Source organism: Nigerium sp. (assembly GCF_039811905.1).
Classification (GTDB): Bacteria; Actinomycetota; Actinomycetes; order Propionibacteriales; family Propionibacteriaceae; genus Propioniciclava.
Window position 1 is genome coordinate 22,768 of record NZ_JBDHZL010000011.1, and the last position, 17,591, is coordinate 40,358.

General features: G+C 70.7%; 14 protein-coding genes and 1 tRNA gene. 3 read left to right on the plus strand and 12 right to left on the minus strand.

All coding sequences use genetic code 11. The features are described 5' to 3' along the window. Positions 1-146 precede the first annotated feature (146 nt). Genes WMJ97_RS04070 through WMJ97_RS04085 form a run of 4 tightly spaced genes read right to left on the minus strand, consistent with a single transcriptional unit; the run spans position 147 to position 3,426 of the window. On the minus strand, positions 147-1,247 hold the full coding sequence (locus WMJ97_RS04070) for a type II CAAX endopeptidase family protein (protein ID WP_347347688.1): 1,101 nt from the start codon (positions 1,245-1,247) through the stop codon (positions 147-149). Continuing rightward, positions 1,244-1,666 carry a nucleoside-diphosphate kinase gene (gene ndk / locus WMJ97_RS04075; protein ID WP_347347689.1) on the minus strand — a complete coding sequence of 141 codons (423 nt, stop codon included), beginning with the start codon at positions 1,664-1,666 and terminating at the stop codon, positions 1,244-1,246. Before ndk ends, WMJ97_RS04070 begins: the two co-directional genes overlap by 4 nt. A 30-nt stretch (positions 1,667-1,696) precedes the next feature. Beyond that, positions 1,697-2,032 carry a DUF4233 domain-containing protein gene (locus WMJ97_RS04080; RefSeq protein WP_347347690.1) on the minus strand — a complete coding sequence of 112 codons (336 nt, stop codon included), beginning with the start codon at positions 2,030-2,032 and terminating at the stop codon, positions 1,697-1,699. Then, positions 2,029-3,426: a folylpolyglutamate synthase/dihydrofolate synthase family protein gene (locus tag WMJ97_RS04085; RefSeq protein WP_347347691.1), complete on the minus strand. Its 1,398-nt coding sequence runs from the start codon at positions 3,424-3,426 to the stop codon at positions 2,029-2,031. Before WMJ97_RS04085 ends, WMJ97_RS04080 begins: the two co-directional genes overlap by 4 nt. Before the next feature lie 78 nt (positions 3,427-3,504). Between WMJ97_RS04085 and WMJ97_RS04090 the strand changes: the two genes are divergently transcribed. The 3 genes from WMJ97_RS04090 (at position 3,505) to valS (ending at position 7,746) form a co-directional block, all read left to right on the plus strand. Then, positions 3,505-4,071, plus strand: coding sequence for a MauE/DoxX family redox-associated membrane protein (locus WMJ97_RS04090; RefSeq protein WP_347347692.1), 567 nt, complete (start codon positions 3,505-3,507; stop codon positions 4,069-4,071). A 136-nt stretch (positions 4,072-4,207) separates the two neighbouring features. Beyond that, a complete protein-coding gene (locus WMJ97_RS04095; protein WP_347347693.1) occupies positions 4,208-4,999 on the plus strand; it encodes a thioredoxin domain-containing protein in 792 nt (263 codons plus the stop codon). Between the two features lie 143 nt (positions 5,000-5,142). Then, positions 5,143-7,746: a valine--tRNA ligase gene (gene valS, locus WMJ97_RS04100; protein ID WP_347347694.1), complete on the plus strand. Its 2,604-nt coding sequence runs from the start codon at positions 5,143-5,145 to the stop codon at positions 7,744-7,746. Between the two features lie 113 nt (positions 7,747-7,859). On the opposite strand, the gene clpX is transcribed toward valS, so the two are convergent. The 8 genes from clpX to WMJ97_RS04140 all read right to left on the minus strand — a co-directional run bounded on the left by clpX (position 7,860) and on the right by WMJ97_RS04140 (position 17,533). Beyond that, on the minus strand, positions 7,860-9,146 hold the full coding sequence (clpX, locus tag WMJ97_RS04105; RefSeq protein ID WP_347347695.1) for an ATP-dependent Clp protease ATP-binding subunit ClpX: 1,287 nt from the start codon (positions 9,144-9,146) through the stop codon (positions 7,860-7,862). A 34-nt stretch (positions 9,147-9,180) separates the two neighbouring features. Beyond that, a complete protein-coding gene (locus tag WMJ97_RS04110; RefSeq protein ID WP_347347696.1) occupies positions 9,181-9,840 on the minus strand; it encodes an ATP-dependent Clp protease proteolytic subunit in 660 nt (219 codons plus the stop codon). 8 nt (positions 9,841-9,848) lie between these two features. After that, a complete protein-coding gene (locus WMJ97_RS04115) occupies positions 9,849-10,418 on the minus strand; it encodes an ATP-dependent Clp protease proteolytic subunit (RefSeq protein WP_347347716.1) in 570 nt (189 codons plus the stop codon). Positions 10,419-10,592: 174 nt separating this feature from the next. Further along, positions 10,593-12,098, minus strand: coding sequence for a trigger factor (gene tig, locus WMJ97_RS04120; protein ID WP_347347697.1), 1,506 nt, complete (start codon positions 12,096-12,098; stop codon positions 10,593-10,595). A gap of 39 nt (positions 12,099-12,137) precedes the next feature. Then, positions 12,138-12,211: transfer RNA gene (locus tag WMJ97_RS04125), tRNA-Gly, on the minus strand. Positions 12,212-12,276: 65 nt separating this feature from the next. Continuing rightward, positions 12,277-12,858, minus strand: a complete 582-nt coding sequence (locus WMJ97_RS04130; RefSeq protein ID WP_347347698.1) for a helix-turn-helix transcriptional regulator — start codon at positions 12,856-12,858, stop codon at positions 12,277-12,279. Positions 12,859-13,470: 612 nt separating this feature from the next. Beyond that, on the minus strand, positions 13,471-15,669 hold the full coding sequence (locus WMJ97_RS04135; protein WP_347347699.1) for an ATP-binding protein: 2,199 nt from the start codon (positions 15,667-15,669) through the stop codon (positions 13,471-13,473). Between the two features lie 115 nt (positions 15,670-15,784). Further along, complete coding sequence (locus WMJ97_RS04140) at positions 15,785-17,533, minus strand: dynamin family protein (RefSeq protein WP_347347700.1); 1,749 nt, start codon at positions 17,531-17,533, stop codon at positions 15,785-15,787. Positions 17,534-17,591 lie beyond the last annotated feature (58 nt).

A 17,591-nucleotide genomic window follows, 5' to 3' on the forward strand; every position in this document is an offset into this window, starting at 1 on the left:
CCTCTCGGGTCGGCGACGGTCGGCGCGTTCACCCTATCCCACCTACCCGGGGGCACCGCCGGGGTGTTCACGGCCAGCGGACGCGAGGCTCACCAGCCCCGTGTGCGTTTCTACCTGACGTTCTCCACACTCTGATGTGGAGAACGTCACACGGTCGGCTGGCCCGGGACGCCGGGACCCCCCGGGACGCCCGGGAGCGCCGGGGTCGGACGGCGTCCGGGGGCCGTGCGCTGCGGCAGCCCGCGGCGCCTGGCCAGGCGATCGATGATGATCGCCACCACGACCATGAGACCCATGTTGATCAGGACGGTCGGGTCGCCGGTGCCGACGGAGCGATCCATCATGCCGCTGAAGTCGCTGAACGGCATGGTCACCTCGGCCAGCAGGTTGTTCACGATATGGAGGGCACAGGACGCCTCCAGGCCCCCGGTCCGCCAGACCATCCAGGACGACGCGACCCCGAACCCGACGTAGAAGACGTTCAGCCAGGGGTCCGCGGCCATGTGGAGGCGCATGAACACCAGGGAGCAGATCACGGTCGAAACGGCCCACCCGAGCCACTCGACGCGGAAGTAGGAGCCGACCGCGCGCGCCAGGAAGCCGCGGAGGAGGTACTCCTCCCCCGCCGCCTGCACGGGGGTGGTGAGCAGGATGCCCACGACCATCAGCACCGTGTACCAGCGGGGGCCGAGGTCGTCGGGCGGGGAGAGGGCGAACTCGATCGCGATCGTCACGAGCCAGAACGGCACGACCACCCCGACGCAGCGGAAGAACCAACCCCACCGAAACCCGCCCTGGATCGAACTCGCCCAGCGCGGACGCTGCCCGAAGAAGGCCCACGACAAGAGCAGGACCAGCGGGATCGCGGTGGCGATGCCCACGTTGTTCGCGAGGAAGACCCACGGCCCGAGGCGGAGCTGGCCGTCGCGGTAGACCGCCTCGAAGCCCCCGTCGGCGAAGATCGCCGGCACCGTGAGGATCGTCTGAAGCACGATCCACAGCAGCCCGACGGCGAGCACCGCCACGAGCGGCTTCCACCAGCGGAACGTCGCCGACCGGAGGAACGCGTGGTACGCCCGCGGCTGCTCCGGCAGCGGCGAGGGGGGTGGGGGCGGCGCGACAGGTGGGCCGCCCCAGCCGATCGGCGGGCCGGACGGACCCTGCCGATACCCGGGACCCTGCGGAGAACCCTGGACCGGACCCACCGGACCCACCGGACCCACCGGACCCACCGGCGGCTGGCTCATCGGGTGAGCCCCGGGAACCAGAGCGCGATCTCGCGAGCGGCCGACTCCGGCGAGTCGGACGCGTGCACGATGTTCTCGCGGTTCGACAAGGCGAAATCCCCGCGCAGGGAGCCCGGCGCGGCCTTCACACCGTCGGTCGCGCCGTTGAGTGCGCGGACGGCCTCGATGGCCCGCGACCCGGCCAGCACGAGCGCGACCAGCGGCCCGGACGTCACGAACTCCCGCAGCGGCGGGTACCACGGCTGCTCGACGTGTTCGGCGTAGTGGCGGTCGGCGAACTCGCCGTCGATCGTGCGGAGCTCCATCGCGACGATGGCCAGGCGCTTCGCCTCGTAGCGGCTCAGGACGGCGCCCACGAGGCCGCGGGCGACGGCGTCCGGCTTGATGAGGACGAGGGTCTGCTCGACGTCTGCTGTCATGCGGCCAGACTATCCGGACGCCGCGCCCGCTCAGCGGGCGTCGAGCCGACGTCCGAGCACGAACGTCGCGACCCAGAGGAGGGCGAACACGCCGCCCATGACGTACATCCAGCTCGTCGCGGCGCCGAGCGCGACCCCGGACGCCTGCGCGAGCCAGCCGAGCGCGAAGCCGACCGCGCCCCGGCGCAGGGTCGCGGCGGCGACCAACGCGAGCAGCGCCGCCCCGCCGCCGAGGGCGGCCGCGGTGCCGGTCGGGACCGCGGAGACCTGCACCATGCCCGCGATGGCCAGGGCGAACACCACGGCCTCGAACACGAGCACCGTCGCGAGCACCCTCGTCATGGGGTTGCCGGGCCTGAGGGTCACGCTGGGCCGCCCAGCCCGTCGGCATCCTCGTCGGCCCAGGCGTCCGGCTCGGGATCGTCGCCGTGCCGTACGAGCAGCGCCCGCGCCTCGCCGGCCGCGATCACGGACCCCCCGACGAGGACGCCTGCCCCCGGCCCCGCCTCGTCGGCGAGCCGGATCGCGGTCTCGAGCGCATCGGCCATGCCGGACGCCCGCTCCACCCGCTCCTCCCCCACGAACCCGGCGGCCATCTCGGCGAGCTCGTCGGTGTCGAGCCCGCGCCCCGTGGACGCCACCCGCGTGCACACGAACGTCGCGGCCTGCTCGGCCAGGATCTCCAGGACGCCTTCGACGTCCTTGTCGGCCATCATCGCGACGACCACGATCAGCGGCTCCAGGTCGAACGATTCGGTGAGCCCGTCGACCGTGGCCCGCGCCCCGTGCGGGTTGTGGCAGGTGTCGATGATGACGGTCGGCCCCGTGCGCACGACCTCCAGGCGCGCGGGCGCCCGGACTGCCTCCAACCCCTCGGCGAGGGCGTCCGGCGGAACGGGCTTGCCGCCGAGGAACGCCTCGACGGCGCCCAGCGCGAGCGCCGCGTTGCGGGCCATGTGCGCGCCGAACAGCGGCAGCGCGAGGTCGTCGACCGGACCCCCGACCCCCTCCAGCCGCAGCACCTGCCCGCCGACCCCCGGACGCCGGCCGAGCAGCGCGAACCCGTCCCCCTCGAGCACAGCGCGCGCGCCGACCTCGGCGCAGCGATCCAGCAGCACGGACGCCGCCTCGGGCCGCTGCTCGGCGATCACGGCCGTCGAGCCGGGCTTGATGATGCCCGCCTTCTCGGTGGCGATCTGCTCGAGGGTGTCGCCCAGGATGTGCATGTGGTCGAAGTCGATCGGGCAGATGACGGCGACGGAGGCGTCCGCCACGTTCGTCGCGTCGGTCAGGCCGCCGAGCCCGACCTCCATGATCGCGACGTCGACGGGCGCCTCGGCGAAGGCCCAGTAGGCCAGGCCGGTCATGGCCTCGAAGAAGGTGAGTTCGATGCCGCCGACGCGGTCGGCGTCCAGCAACTCGGCCAGCGGACGCACCTCGCCCCACAGCTCGTCGAAGCGCTCGTGGCTGAGCGGCTCGCCGTCGACGCAGATGCGCTCGGTCATGTCCTCCAGGTGCGGGCTGCTGAACCGGCCGACCCGCAGGCCCATCGCGAGCAGGATCTTCTCGATCATGATCGCGGTGCTGCCCTTGCCGTTGGTCCCGGTGATCTGGATGACGGGGTAGCCCCGCTGCGGGTTGCCCATCAGGTCGCAGAGGGACCGGATGCGGTCGAGACTGGGCCCGATCCGGTGCTCGGGCCAGCGGCCCTGCAGTTCGGCCGCGATGCGCGCGTGTTCGTCGGCGGTGTGGTTGCTCATGGTGGGCCCCAGGGTAGCGGTGGCGTCCGTCGGGGGCGTTCGTCGGGGCCGCAACCCGCGGCCTCTATAATCGGCGCCGTGAACGGCACCGCGGGAATCCGAGGGTTCACCTGGCGCGACTGGGTGGGCCTGGTGGCGCGCCTCGTGCTGGGCATCGTGCTCGTCGTGGCGGGCGGCCTGAAGCTGGGCAATCTCGGGGAGTCGGCCGTGGCCGTCCGCGGGTACCAGATCCTGCCCTTCGCGTGGACGGCACCGGTCGGCTACGCGCTGCCCATCGTGGAGGTGATCGTGGGGGCGCTGCTCATCGTCGGGCTCGGCACGCGCTGGGCCGCCGCGGCCGGGGCGCTGCTCATGGTCGCGTTCGTCATCGGCATCGCCAGCGCCTGGGCCCGCGGCATCAGCATCGACTGCGGCTGCTTCGGCGGCGGCGGTCAGGTCACGTGGGAGCGCGCGGTCGCCCAGTACCCCGTCGACATCGCCCGCGACATCGGGCTCTTCTTGTGCGGGCTGTGGCTCGTGGTCCGTCCCGCGACGCCGTGGTCGATGGATCGTTGGCTGTTCCGCCCGCTCACGCTCGCCGACTTCGGCGGCGACGACGAGGCCGCGGGCGTCCCCGACCGCGACCAGCGGACGCCCGCCCGCTGAGCGGGGCGGCGTCCGTCTCCGCCTACTGGACGCCCCCGGGGCCGCCATCGCGGCCCGCCCGTGCGTCGCCCGGACGCCGCGTTGCGCGGCCCAGTAGGGTGGCCGGGACAGCAGACCAACCAAGGAGTCCCCGCCCATGGCCAGCTCAGGTTCCAACCGTCGCGAGCAGTTGCGCGCCCTCCAGGAGGCGCAGGCGCGCCAGCGTCGCAACCGGCGCATCATCGGCATCGTCGCCGCGGCGGTCGCGGTCGTGCTGGTGTTCGTGGTCGGCTACGTCGCCGTGACGTCGATGTCCTCGAACAACAGCACGTCCAACAGCCAGGTGGCCCCGAACGCGACGGAGTCGAAGGACGGCATCGTCATGAACCCGGGCAAGGCGAAGCAGGGCGTCCCGACGATCGACGTCTACCTCGACTACCAGTGCCCGATCTGCCGCGTCTTCGAGGCCCGGCTCGCGCCCACGCTGCTGCAGCTCGCGGACGCCGGTGACATCAAGCTCGTGAACCACACCATGACGTTCATGGACGACAACATGAAGAACACCGCGTCGTCGCGCGCCGCCTACGCGGCCACCTGCGCCGACTCGTTCGGGGCCTACTCGGCCTTCAACACGGCCGTCTTCGAGCACCAGCAGGCGCAGGAGATCCCGGGCAGCGTCGGGTATGAGGATTCCCTGCTGCGCCAGACCATCCCCACCGCCGTCGGCATCTCCGGCGACAACCTGGCCAAGTTCCAGCAGTGCTACGACCAGCGCTCCACGAAGACGTTCGTCGACGGCATCGACCAGGCCGCCTACAAGAACGGCGTCACCGGCACCCCGACGATCAAGCGCAACGGCCAGGTGCTGCGCGTCATCCCGCAGCCGCTGCAGGACGGAACGCCGGCCACCACCCCCGATCAGATGCGCCAGATGGCCCTCAACGGCTGATCGCCTACGGCTCTCCTCCCCATCGGACGCCGCCCCGCCCACCCGGGCGGGGCGGCGTCCCTGGTGGTGGGCCCGGCCGCGCCCGGCGTCCCACGCGGTGACGATGTGACTCGGCGTCCGTGGGGTCAGTAAAATCAGCGACCATGACTGCCATGCCCGCACGCCCGACTTCCGCCGCGTCCATCACCGCCGTCGCGGTACCGGATCGGCCGGCGCTGGAGGGCCTGGAGCAGAAGTGGGCGTCCCGCTGGCGCGAGGAGGGCACCTATGCGTTCCGCCGGCCCGAAAGCCGCGAGCAGGTCTTCTCGATCGACACCCCGCCGCCGACCGTGTCGGGGTCGCTGCACGTCGGCCACGTGTTCAGCTACACGCACACCGACCTCGTGGCGCGCTACCAGCGCATGCGCGGCAAGCAGGTCTTCTACCCGATGGGGTGGGACGACAACGGCCTGCCCACCGAGCGGCGCGTGCAGAACTACTACGGCGTCCGGTGCGACCCGTCGATCCCCTATGACCCCGACTTCACGCCGCCCGCCAAACCGGACCCGAAGCGCCAGGTCTCGATCAGCCGCCGCAACTTCATCGAGCTCTGCCTCGAGCTGACCGCGGTCGACGAGCAGGTGTTCGAGGATCTGTGGCGCCACCTCGGCCTGTCGGTGGATTGGGACACGCTGTACGAGACCATCTCCCCCGAGGCGCAGACGGTCGCCCAGCGGGCGTTCCTGCGCAACCACGCGCGGGGCGAGGCGTACATGTCCGAGGCCCCGACGATGTGGGATGTGACGTTCCAGACCGCCGTCGCCCAGGCCGAGCTCGAGGCGCGGGACTACCCGGGCGCCTACCACCGGGTGGCGTTCCGGCGTCCGGGCGGCGAGCCGGTCTACATCGAGACGACGCGCCCCGAGCTGATCCCGAGCGTCTGCGCGCTCATCGCACACCCCGACGACGAGCGTTACCAGCCGCTGTTCGGCACGACCGTGACCTCGCCGATCTTCGACGTCGAGATCCCGGTGCTGGCCCACCCGGCCGCCGAGAAGGACAAGGGCGCCGGCATCGCGATGTGCTGCACGTTCGGTGACGCGACCGACGTGCAGTGGTGGCGCGAGCTGAACCTGCCGACGCGCACGGTCATCCAGCGTGACGGACGCCTCGCGCGCGAGACGCCCGGCTGGCTGACCCGCCCCGACTTCTACACCGAGGAGCTCGCCGGCAAGACCCCGTTCTCGGCGCGGGCGGCCATCGTCGCCAAGCTGCTCGAGACCGGCGACATGGACGGGGAGCCCAAGCCCACCCAGCGCATGGCGAACTTCTACGAGAAGGGCGACAAGCCGCTCGAGATCGTGTCGACGCGCCAGTGGTACATCACGAACGGCGGCCGTGATCCCGAGCTGCGCGCCGACCTCCTGGCCCGCGGCGAAGAGCTCCAGTGGACGCCCGAGCACATGCGCTACCGCTACCTGAACTGGGTCAACGGCCTCAACGGCGACTGGCTCATCAGCCGGCAGCGGTTCTTCGGCGTCCCATTCCCGGTCTGGTACCGGCTGGACGCCGACGGCGAGCCCGATTACGACGAGCCGATCGTGGCCGACGAGGCGTCCCTGCCGGTGGATCCGGCGTCCACCCCGGCGCCGGGCTTCGACGAGGCCCAGCGCGGGCGTCCGGGCGGGTTCGTCGGCGACCCCGACGTCATGGACACGTGGGCGACCAGCTCGCTGACCCCGCAGATCGCCTGCGGATGGCAGCGCGACGAGGAGCTGTGGCGGCTGACGTTCCCGATGGATCTGGCGCCCCAGGCGCACGACATCATCCGCACGTGGCTGTTCAGCCGCGTCGTCCGGAGCCACTTGGAGGAGCACGAGCTCCCGTGGAAGCGGGCCGCGATCTCGGGGTTCGTCGTCGACCCCGACCGCAAGAAGATGAGCAAGTCCAAGGGCAACGTGGTCGTCCCGACGCAGATCCTGGACCGGTTCGGGGCGGACGCCGTCCGCTGGCGCGCCGCGATGGCGCGCCCCGGCATGGATTCGCCGTTCGACGAGACCCAGATGAAGGTGGGCCGCCGCCTCGCGATGAAGGTGCTGAACGCGTCCAAGTTCGTGCTGGGGATGGCCGCGCCTGCCGACGGCGGCTCGCCGGAGGCCGGCGCCGCCGCCGTGACGAACCCGGCCGACCTCGCGATGCTCGCGGGCCTGCGGCGGGTCGTCGCGCAGACGACGGACGCCTTCGAGCAGTTCGACTACTCGATCGCGCTGGAGGCCGCCGAGAAGTTCTTCTGGACGTTCTGCGACGACTACCTGGAGCTGGTGAAGGAGCGCGCCTACGGGGCGCAGGGTGACGAGGCGGCGGCGTCCGCGCGGGCGGCGCTGGTGCTCGCGCTCGACGTGCAGTTGCGGCTCTTCGCGCCGTTCATGCCGTTCGTCACCGAGGAGGTCTGGTCGTGGTGGCACGAGGGCTCGGTGCACCACGCGGCGTGGCCGGAGGCGTCCGAGCTTCCGGACGCCGGGGACGCCGCCCTGCTCGACGACCTCGCGGCCGTGCTGATCGGCGTCCGGGGGGCGAAGTCGACCGCGAAGGTCTCGATGAAGACCGAGATCACGGCGGCGTCCGTGTCGGGGCCCTCCGACACGCTGGAGCGGCTGCGCGCCATCGAGGCCGACCTCCGGGCCGTCGGGCGCATCGTCGCCCCCATCGCGTGGACGCCCGGCGACGCCGCGTTGCACGTGGACGCCGAACTGGCCCCCGCTCAGTAGCGGAGCCCCCGGGCGGGCTGCTCTGCTGCGTTCTCCACCCTCTGCTGGGGAGAACGCAGCAGAGAAACGTCCCCCAGCAGAGTCACGTCACACGGGCCGGACGCCGCGCGGCCTCAGGCGGACTTGTTGCGCCGCCGGTTCAGCTGGGAACGGTGGACGAGCACCGGCTCGACCCCGTCACGCACGACCTCGGCGGAGATCTTCACCTGCGCGATGTCTTCCTCGCTCGGCACGTGGTACATCACGTTGAGCAGGATCTCCTCCAGGATCGACCGCAGCCCGCGCGCGCCGATGCCCCGATCGAGCGCCAGTTCGGCGATCGCCTCGATGGCCTCGTCGGAGAACTCCAGGTCGACACTGTCGAGTTCGAACAGCTTGCGGAACTGCTTGATCAGCGCGTTCTTCGGCTCGACGAGAATGCGCACCAGCGCCTCCCGATCGAGCGGGTTCACCGTCGAGATCATGGGCAGGCGCCCGATGAACTCGGGGATCAGGCCGAACTTGTGCAGGTCTTCCGGACGTACCTCCGCGAACGGGTTCGCGAATTCCTTCTTGCGCAGCGCGAGGTCGTTGTTGAACCCGAGCGGACGCTTGCCGACGCGGGCATTGATGATCTCCTCCAGCCCCGCAAACGCGCCGCCGACGACGAACAGGATGTTCGTCGTGTCGATCTGGATGAACTCCTGGTGCGGGTGCTTGCGCCCGCCCTGCGGCGGCACGGACGCCGTCGTGCCCTCCAGGATCTTCAGCAGCGCCTGCTGGACGCCCTCGCCCGACACGTCGCGCGTGATCGACGGATTCTCGCTCTTGCGCGCGACCTTGTCGATCTCGTCGATGTAGATGATGCCGGTCTCGGCCTTCTTCACATCGAAATCGGCGGCCTGGATGAGCTTGAGCAGGATGTTCTCCACATCCTCCCCCACGTACCCCGCCTCGGTCAGCGCGGTCGCGTCGGCCATCGCGAACGGCACGTTCAGCATGCGCGCGAGGGTCTGCGCCAGGTACGTCTTGCCGCAGCCGGTCGGCCCGATGAGCAGGATGTTCGACTTGCCCAGCTCGACCAGCTCGTCGTCGGGCGACCGCCGCGACGGGGACGCCCCCTGCGCCTGCACGCGCTTGTAGTGGTTGTAGACGGCGACGGCGAGCGCCTTCTTCGCCGTCTCCTGCCCGATCACGTAGCTGTCGAGGAACTCGCAGATCTCCCGCGGCTTCGGCAGCTCCTCGAGAAGGCCGACGTCATGGCCCTCGGAGAACTCCTCCTCGATGATCTCGTTGCACAGGTCGATGCACTCGTCACAGATGTACACGCCCGGCCCGGCGATCAACTTCTTCACCTGCTTTTGGCTCTTTCCGCAGAAAGAACACTTGAGCAGATCAGAGGTCTCCCCGATTCTCGCCATGTCGTCGTCCTTGTCTCGATGGTCCGGATCGAACTTAGTTCTGAACGTCCTTCAGCGACATCAGGATGTCGTCGATGATGCCGTACTCGCGCGCCTCTTCGGCCGTGAGGTACTTGTCACGCTCGATATCCTTGCTGACCTTCTCGGGCGTCTGCCCCGTGTCTTTCGCCAGCATGTTCTCCATCAGGGTACGGATGCGCAGGATCTCGCGCGCCTGGATCTCCAGGTCGGAGCTCTGCCCGTACCCACCCTCGGTCGCAGGCTGATGGATCAGGATGCGGCTGTTCGGCAGCGCGAGCCGCTTGCCCTTGGCGCCGGCCGCGAGCAGCACGGCGGCCGCCGAGGCGGCCTGGCCCAGGCACACGGTCTGCACGTCGGGCTTGATGTACTGCATCGTGTCGTAGATCGCGGTCAGCGCCGTGAACGACCCGCCGGGGCTGTTGATGTACATGCTGATGGGCCGCTCGGGATCCATCGACTGCAGGCACAGCAACTGGGCCATCACCGCGTTCGCGATGTCGTCGCTGATCGGGGTGCCGAGGAAGATGATGCGATCCTCGAACAGCTTGGTGTAGGGATCGACGCGCCGGACGCCGTAGCTCGTGCGCTCCTCCCACTGCGGAATGTAGTACTCCATGCCGGGGCCCTGCGGAGCGAGCCCGCCCGGGGCCGGGGTGTTCGTCATCGTGGTCATGCGCGTCCTCACTGGTTCGGGGCGTCGTTGGCGAGGATCTCGGCGGCGCGGGTGTACACGTGGTCGATGAACCCGTACTCCAGCGCCTCCTGAGCGGTGAACCAACGGTCGCGGTCGGAGTCGGACTCGATCTGGTCGATGCTCTTGCCCGTGTGCTCGGCGATGAGCTCGGCCATCTCCTTCTTCGTCTGGATGATCTGCTCGGCGAGGATCTTGATGTCGGACGCCGTGCCGCCCAGACCGCCGGACGGCTGGTGCATCATGATCTTCGCGTGCGGCAACGCGTAGCGCTTGCCCTTCGTGCCCGCGCTCAGCAGGAACTGACCCATGGACGCCGCGAGCCCCATCGCCACGGTCGCCACGTCGTTGCTGATCCACTGCATGGTGTCGAAGATCGCCATGCCGGCGGTCACCGACCCACCGGGGGAGTTGATGTAGAGGTAGATATCCTTCTCCGGATCCTCCGCATTCAGCAGGAGCATCTGGGCGCAGATCGCGTTGGCGTTCTCATCTTTCACCTCGGAGCCGAGGAAGATGATGCGGTTCGCCAGCAGGGACTGGTACACCGAGTCGCTCATGCCCACGGAGCCGGGGGCCGCGCCGGCGGCGCTGGGACCAAGAGGCTTGTTTTCGTTCACAGCCTGAACCTACCTGGAGCGACCGACAAAACCGAGAGAACGCCCTCCTTGTTCGCTGATGGCAAAAGCCCCCGCGACCGGAGGGTCGCGAGGGCTCGTGCGTGGGCGTCCGGACTACTTCTTCGTCGCCTCGTCGTCGCTCTCGGACGCCTCCGGCCCGTCGGCCTCGGCCTCCTTGGACGCCTCCGGCTCCTCCGCACTGTCGGCCGATTCCGCCGACTCGGGCGAGCTGGGCGACGACGGGGACTCGGGCGACTCCTCGTCGCCCTCCGCCTCGGGGTCGGCCAGCGTGCCGTCGGCGTTCACGCCGCTGACGTCGACGGTCTCGCCGTCGGTGTCGGTGATGGTCGCGGCCGTCGCGATGGTCTGCAGGGCCTTGTTGCGGCGGATCTCCTGCATCCACTCCGGAGCGTGGTTGTGCTCCATCATGTGCTGCGCCTCGGCCTCGGGCGTCGAGCCGTTCTGCGCGGCCCGGCGGAACAGCATCTCGGTGAGCTCCTGCTGGTCGACGCCGATCTCCTGCTCGTCGGCCAGCTTGTCGAGGATGATCTGCGCCTTCAGCGCCTCCCGCGTCCGCTTCGCGATCTCCGCCCAGAACTCCTCGGGCGTATCCGCCTCCTCGTCGGTCTCGGCGAGGTAGCGCTCGAGCGTGTAGCCGGCCTGGCCGAGCTGCTCGTTGATCTGCTGCGTGCGGCCCTCGATCTCGGTCTCGACCAGCTTCTCGGGCAGCTCGAAGTCGACCTGCTCCAGCACCGCCTCGAGCACCTTGTCGCGGGCCTGGTTGACCTGCTCGGCGCGCGCCATCTGCGCCACGCGGGTGGCGAGGTCTTCGCGCATCTCGTCGACCGTGTCGAACTCGGAGATCATCTGGGCGAACTCGTCGTCGACCTCGGGCAGCGTCTCCGACTGCACCTTGGTGACCTCGACGTGGATGTCGGCCTCGCTGCCCGCCTCGGGGCCGCCCACGAGCGTGGACGTGAAGTCGGCCGACTCGCCCGCGGACTTGCCGGTGACCGCTTCGTCCAGCCCGTCGAGCATGCCGCCCGAGCCGATCGTGTAGGTCACGCCGGACGCCTCCGCGTCGGCCAGCTGCTCGCCGTCGCGGGACGCGGTGATGTCGAGCGTCACGACGTCGCCCTCGGCGGCCGGACGATCCTCGTCCACCCGCGTCGCGAAGCGCTGCCGCATGACCTCGAGGCGCTCGTCGACGCCCGCATCGGTGGCCTCGACCGGGTCGACGGTCACGGAGACCGCCGAGAAGTCGGGGAGCTCGAAGTCGGGACGCACGTCGACCTCGGCGGTGAACTCCACCAGATCGCCGTCCTCCAGCTTGGTCACGTCGATGTCGGGCTGGCCCAGCGGGACGATCTCGGTCTCGCGCACGGCCTGCTCGTACGCGCTCGGCAGGGCGGCGTTGATCGCCTCCTGCAGCACAGCCCCCCGCCCGAAGCGCTGGTCGATGATGGCGGCCGGAACCTTGCCCCGGCGGAAGCCGGGAATGTTCACCTGGGCGGCGATCTCGGCGTAGGCCTTCTTCAGGTGGGGCTGCAGCTCGCTGAAGGGAACCTCAATGGTGAGTTTCGCCCGGGACGGGCTGAGCTGCTCGACGGTGCTGGGCACGAACGGACTCCTGTTGGTTGCTTGCTTGGTCGACGTCATTGGAGCGGATGACGGGAATCGAACCCGCGTAGCCAGTTTGGAAGACTGGGGCTCTACCATTGAGCTACATCCGCGATCAGGCGCCAATTCAGCCTAGCCGAAACAAGAGCAAGGCACACGTCGAGCCGGCGATGGCCGGTTAGACGCTGGCGACCCTCACCGGCAAGAGCGCTTGCTGGGCACGCCTCGCCTCGTCCATGAACATCGCCACCAGGCTCTCCAACACCGGCCGGTCGCTCTCGTCGAGCGGCGTGATCACCGCGTAGAAGCCCTGGCCCAGCATGCGGTTCGTGAACCGCACCATGGGATCCATCCGCCCGTCCTCCAGGACGAGTTCGGCGTCCACCGTGCCGATGAGCGGCAATTGGTTGGACAGATGGACGCCCACCTCGTGGGCCATGTGCCGCAGGACGGACTCCCGCACCTCCGGAGACAACTCGCGCAGGCGTTCCACCAGCGCCGAGACGTCGCCGACGGTCGGAATCACGTCCGCCGCCCGCCCTCGGCTCGCTTCTTCCGGCGTGCTCGCCGACGTCACCGAGACGCCCGGCGCCGACAGTGACCCCGGCTCCAGGCCCAGCGCGCTCTCGATCTTCGCGCGCGTCGGAATGTGCGGCCAGCGGGTGCCGTCGAGGAACTTCCCCAACGTGCCGGGATCGATCTCCGCCTTGGCGGCCAAGGCGGCGAAGGTCAGCCCCTGTCGCGCCATCTCTGTCTGCACCAATGTTCTCGCTCGTTGCCTGGCTACCTCGTTGGTCGGCACGTGCGCTCCTCCCCTATCAGGTCCCTCGCAGCCCGGTGGTCAAGCGGGCTGAATAGCTGGCAGAATCGTACCCGGAGAAGCGATTCTCGCCGCGGGTTTGACGCAGTCAGCTGGGCGATTCGGCGTCCGGCCAGGCGACCCGAATCCGGGCGCTCGACGGCCGAATCGTGCGTCGTTTCGAGGCATCTCGAGGGAATTGAGAAGGGGGGCGGCGGAAGGGACCAGTTCCCGCGCCCCCCTTACGCACAACGGCAGACGGGGGATGACTGCCGGGCGATGGTCACCGGGATCTTCAGATCGATCACCTGATGACTGCTCCAGAATATGTGCGAGTGTCGCGATCAGTCAACGAAACTTCTTGCTTGTTCCAGGGCCTTCGCTTCACTTACGTCGCCCGGTTAACGCCGTAGCCGGAGGCGAGTTCCCGCGGGTATATCGTCCCCGGGTAGATCTACCCTCCCCCTGCCAGGGCCCGGCGGGCGGCGTCCCGAAGCAGTGCGCGAACCCACAACAGGCCGCGCACTACGGGCGCGCAGGGCCGCCGGCGCGCGAAGGCGGGCGGCGTCCCCCCTAGCGAGAGGGCACGGACGCCGGACTGACCGCCGGCGTCCCGCATTCCATCAGCACGGACTCCTCGTCGGCGTCGAGCGTGACCGTCAGGACGCCGGCGGCCCGGCCGCCGGCGCCACGCAGGCGGCCGACGGCGTCCGGGCCGAGGCGTCCGAGGAGCACGATGGACCCACGGACGCGGTCCGTGGCCGCCCAATGCGCGGTCAGACGGCTCGATCGGGGCGCCGTGGCGAGGGCTTCGCGCAGCAGATCGCGGAAGGCGGCGAGCGAGGGTGTCTCTTCCCCGGTGGCCACCAGATCCACCCGGACGCCGCGGTCGCGGGCCTCCGCGGTGGCGGCCTGCAGGGAGGGGTCCAGCAAGACGTCGGCCACCAGACGGTCGCGCACCTCGGCCTCCGCACGCGCCATGGCGGCGCACTGCGCGTCGGTGAGGACGCCGCCCTCCGCGATGCGCGTCAGCAGCGGAACCGCCTTGGCCTCGAGTTCGGACCGGCGGGCCGACGCCACGGCCTCGCGCTCCTGCTCCTCGGCGAGCTGGACGCGGCCGCGCCCCTCCACCGCCGCGGACGCCTCCAGCACCTCGGCGGCGTGGTCGAGGGAGCGCCGCGTCCCGATGCCCAGGATCAGCACGACGAGCGTCGTGATGTAGTTCCACAGCAGGATGGCCGCCGACGGGGCGCCCAGCACGGCGGCCTCCACGACCGCCTCGGTCAGAACCATCCCGCCCGTGATCACGGCGACGACCCACGTCGGGAACCGAAAGGCCAGGATCCCCACCGCGGACGAGTAGGCGCCGCCCCACCAGTAGTGCCGGTCCAACGAGGTCGGGTCGGCGAGGTTCATCACGAGCGGGATCGGGGCGAGGATCATCGACAGGCCGCAGACGGCCGTGACCCAGGAGCGGTCGCGGTTCTGCACCACCGCCGCCGTCGTGATCACGCACTGGGCCATGGTGGCCAGCAGGACGGAGTCGTTTCTGATCGGGTCGCGGAAGATCCAGGCGAAGAGCACCTGCATGCCGGTCGTCACGAGCAGCACGTTGCGCAACGGCGCCGCGAGCACGATGCTCGTCTCGAGGCCGGTCGGGGGCGTCTCATGAGTGTGCCACGACAGCGTCACGCGCGTCCCCTCGCCAGGGCGGGAATCCACCTCGGCGGCACCCCCGATGGAGGCCATGCGTCCGACGATGCCCATGCTGATGCCGGCGCGGCGTCCGGAGTGCGCGCCGGGGTCGAACCCGAGGCCCTCGTCGGCGACCGTGACGGTGCTGACCGCGGGGCTGAGGCGTCCCTGGACGCTGACGACCCGCTGGCCGGAGTGCTTGGCCACGTTGGTGAGCGCCTCGACGGTCGCCTCCCCGAGCGTCTCGAGCACCGGGCTGGGCGGGTCGTCGCCCTCGATGTCGACGATCGCCTTCAGGCCCAGGCGCTCGGCGGCGGCCGCCACGACGGCCGACAGGCCCGAGCGCAGCCCACCCGGGCCGCTGCCCGGCCGGAGGGCGGCGACGGCCTCGGTGGCCAGCTCCCGGGAGTTCTCGCTGATGGTCCCCTCGCGGGACGCCGACAGCAGGGCGCCCAGCACCTTGTCGTGGATGAGGCCGTTCCAGCGCTGGCGCTCGAACGCGCGCCGGCGCGTCCGGGCAAGCGCCTCCCGGAGCTGCCACTGCCGCGGCGAGGACGCCTCGATGTTGGCCGCGACGGTCTCGGCCAGCCGGGAGAGCTCGACGACGCCGAGCATGAGCACCATCAGGATCATGCCCTCGGCGATGCCGTTCTGCACGTTGCGGAACTCCGCATGGAGCGCCCCGTAGAAGACGCCGAAGACGAGGGCGTGCGCGCGCCCCACCCACGTCCGGAAGCTCACGGCCGCGTACCCGACGGCCAGCAGGCTGAGGAAGACCAGGGTGGGGAAGTCCGACTCTCCGCGCAGCGTGGGCAGCAGCGGGACCTGCGCGATCGTCACGAGGATGCACAGCCCGTAGACGAGGCGTCCCACGAGGGCGGAGCCCGGACGCACCACCAGCTCGACCCAACTCAGCGTGGTGAGCACGCCCATCGCCATCAGTGCGGACGCCGTCAGCAGCGGTGGATAGGGGTTGTGGCTGATCGCTCCGCCCACCGCCGCGGTGAAGATGAGCGTGTAGCAGACGATGCCGAGGCGCTGGGCGCTCCGGTTCATCGACTTGTGTGTCAGACGCACCCGCACACCCCCTCCCGCCCGGCGTCCCGCCCATGATGACAGTATGTCGCGATCGTCCGGGGGCCGAACGTCGCAATCGCGCGGCGGACCGATCGTCGAGACGCGACGCGGGCCGTCAGGCGAGGCCCCGCACCCGCTCGAGGTCGGCGGAGATCGCCGGGACGTCCGCGGGGCTGGCGTCCGCGGCGCGCCGGCAGTTGTCGAGCACGGCGGCGAGGCCGTCGATGTAGAGGTCGAGCGCCTGCTGCAGGCCGTCGCGGCCCGTCTTGGCCGTGCGGTAGGCGACGCGGGAGAGGTTCTTCTCGACCTCCCACGGCAGGGCGTTCCTCATGCGCCGGCGCACGGAGGTGCGGGCGAGCCCCATCGGGATCACGGGCGACAGCAGCTCGAGCGGGCTCTCGTAGGTGGCGCTGACCGGATCCTCCACGCTCTCGGTCGGCACCCGGCGCGGGTCGGGCGCCGGCAGCGAGAGCTCGACGCCGGTCGCCTGGGCGACGTGGCGTCCGAGCCGCTGGACGAACGCCTCGCCGATGCGCGCTGCGGCGTCCATGGCGTCGTCGAGGTGCCGGTCGAGCCCGATCGCGATCGCCGGCGCGACGGGCGCCATGGCCTCCGACAACGCCGGCCGCAGCCACGCCCGGAAGCGTTCGTTCTCCTGTTTCAGGCTCCCGGTCCACGTGGGCTGTTGCTCGGCGAGGTCGCGGTCGAGGCGCTCCACGGTGGCGCGCAGGTGCCGGCGCGCGAGTTTCTGCGCGTGCTCGGTGAGGGACTTGTTGATCGGCTCCAGTTGCCGCGCGGCCTGCTGCCGCAGCTCGGGCAGCCGGGACGCCTCCGCGTCCAGCGCGACGCGCAGCTCGCCGATCGCCTCGGCGTGGCTGGACGCCGCGGCCAGCGCGACCTCCAGGTAGTCGCGGCACTCGGACGCCAGCTGCCCCACCCGGTGGGCCGCCAGCGCCTCGGCGGCGACGACGTGGCCGTCGTCGAGCCGGCGCAGCAGGGCGCGCAGTTGCTCGCGGTACTCGGCGTGCTCGTCGGCGATCGAGAACGGGAGGACGGCCGGGGCGTCCTCCATGCGGCGCTGCAGGGCCCCGCGGACGTGGGCGAGGACGGCCTCTTGGTCGGCCTCGCTCATGAGGTCCATCTTGCTGAGCACGACGATGAGCGTCGGGGTGTGCGGGCGGACCTGCTCGATGAGCGTGAGGTCTTCGTCGCCGAGCGGGTGCGTCCCGTTCACGACGAGCAGCGCGGCGCCCACGTTCGGCAGCCAGGACAGGCTGGTCGCGGTGTGGTGCTCCCAGGTGCCGCCGGTGCCGGGGGTGTCGACGAGCACGAGCCGCTCCAGGCCTGCGAGCCCCGGCGATTCGACCTCCACCCAGCTCGCGCCGCGCGCGTTGCCGGGGTTGCCGGTCTCGGTCACCCAGTCGGCGAGCGCGGACGGCTCGATGGCGAGCGTCTCGCCGCCCGTCTTGTGGACGGTCGCCTTCAGCGCCGGGCCGAACCGGACGCGCGTGATCACGGCCGTCGCGGGGATGGCCTGCACTGGCAAGACGTCCGCGCCCAGCAGCCGGTTCAGCAGCGTGGACTTGCCGGCCTTGAACTTGCCGAGCACCGCGACGTTGACGACCGCCCCGTGCGCCTGCTCGATCGCGGCCCGGCAGCGCGCCTCGATGTCGCGCAACTCGTGCCGGTGGGCGACGGCGGCGAGCAGCGCGAGGGCGTCCTCGCGCTGGCGCATCGCGGCGGGCTGAGGCGTCGAGGGCGGGGACGCCGCCCCCGCCCGCTTCGTCGGCCCGGACGTCGCGGCGGAGTTCGGCGCCGCGGGTTTGCCCGCGCCCCCCGCGGGGGGCTTGGTGGAGCTGGTCATCGCTGGTCCTTGCCTTCCCTCCCGGCGTCCGGCGCCCCTCCGTGCGCGGGGCCGGCCG

What these genes read in the sequence shown, in the direction of transcription:
- WMJ97_RS04070 (WP_347347688.1), bottom strand. Translation starts at nt 1,247, where the DNA reads ATGAGCCAGCCGCCGGTGGGTCCGGTGGGTCCGGTGGGTCCGGTGGGT.
- ndk (WP_347347689.1), bottom strand. Translation starts at nt 1,666, where the DNA reads ATGACAGCAGACGTCGAGCAGACCCTCGTCCTCATCAAGCCGGACGCC.
- WMJ97_RS04085 (WP_347347691.1), bottom strand. Translation starts at nt 3,426, where the DNA reads ATGAGCAACCACACCGCCGACGAACACGCGCGCATCGCGGCCGAACTG.
- WMJ97_RS04095 (WP_347347693.1), top strand. Translation starts at nt 4,208, where the DNA reads ATGGCCAGCTCAGGTTCCAACCGTCGCGAGCAGTTGCGCGCCCTCCAG.
- valS (WP_347347694.1), top strand. Translation starts at nt 5,143, where the DNA reads ATGACTGCCATGCCCGCACGCCCGACTTCCGCCGCGTCCATCACCGCC.
- clpX (WP_347347695.1), bottom strand. Translation starts at nt 9,146, where the DNA reads ATGGCGAGAATCGGGGAGACCTCTGATCTGCTCAAGTGTTCTTTCTGC.
- WMJ97_RS04110 (WP_347347696.1), bottom strand. Translation starts at nt 9,840, where the DNA reads ATGACCACGATGACGAACACCCCGGCCCCGGGCGGGCTCGCTCCGCAG.
- WMJ97_RS04115 (WP_347347716.1), bottom strand. Translation starts at nt 10,418, where the DNA reads ATGAGCGACTCGGTGTACCAGTCCCTGCTGGCGAACCGCATCATCTTC.
- WMJ97_RS04140 (WP_347347700.1), bottom strand. Translation starts at nt 17,533, where the DNA reads ATGACCAGCTCCACCAAGCCCCCCGCGGGGGGCGCGGGCAAACCCGCG.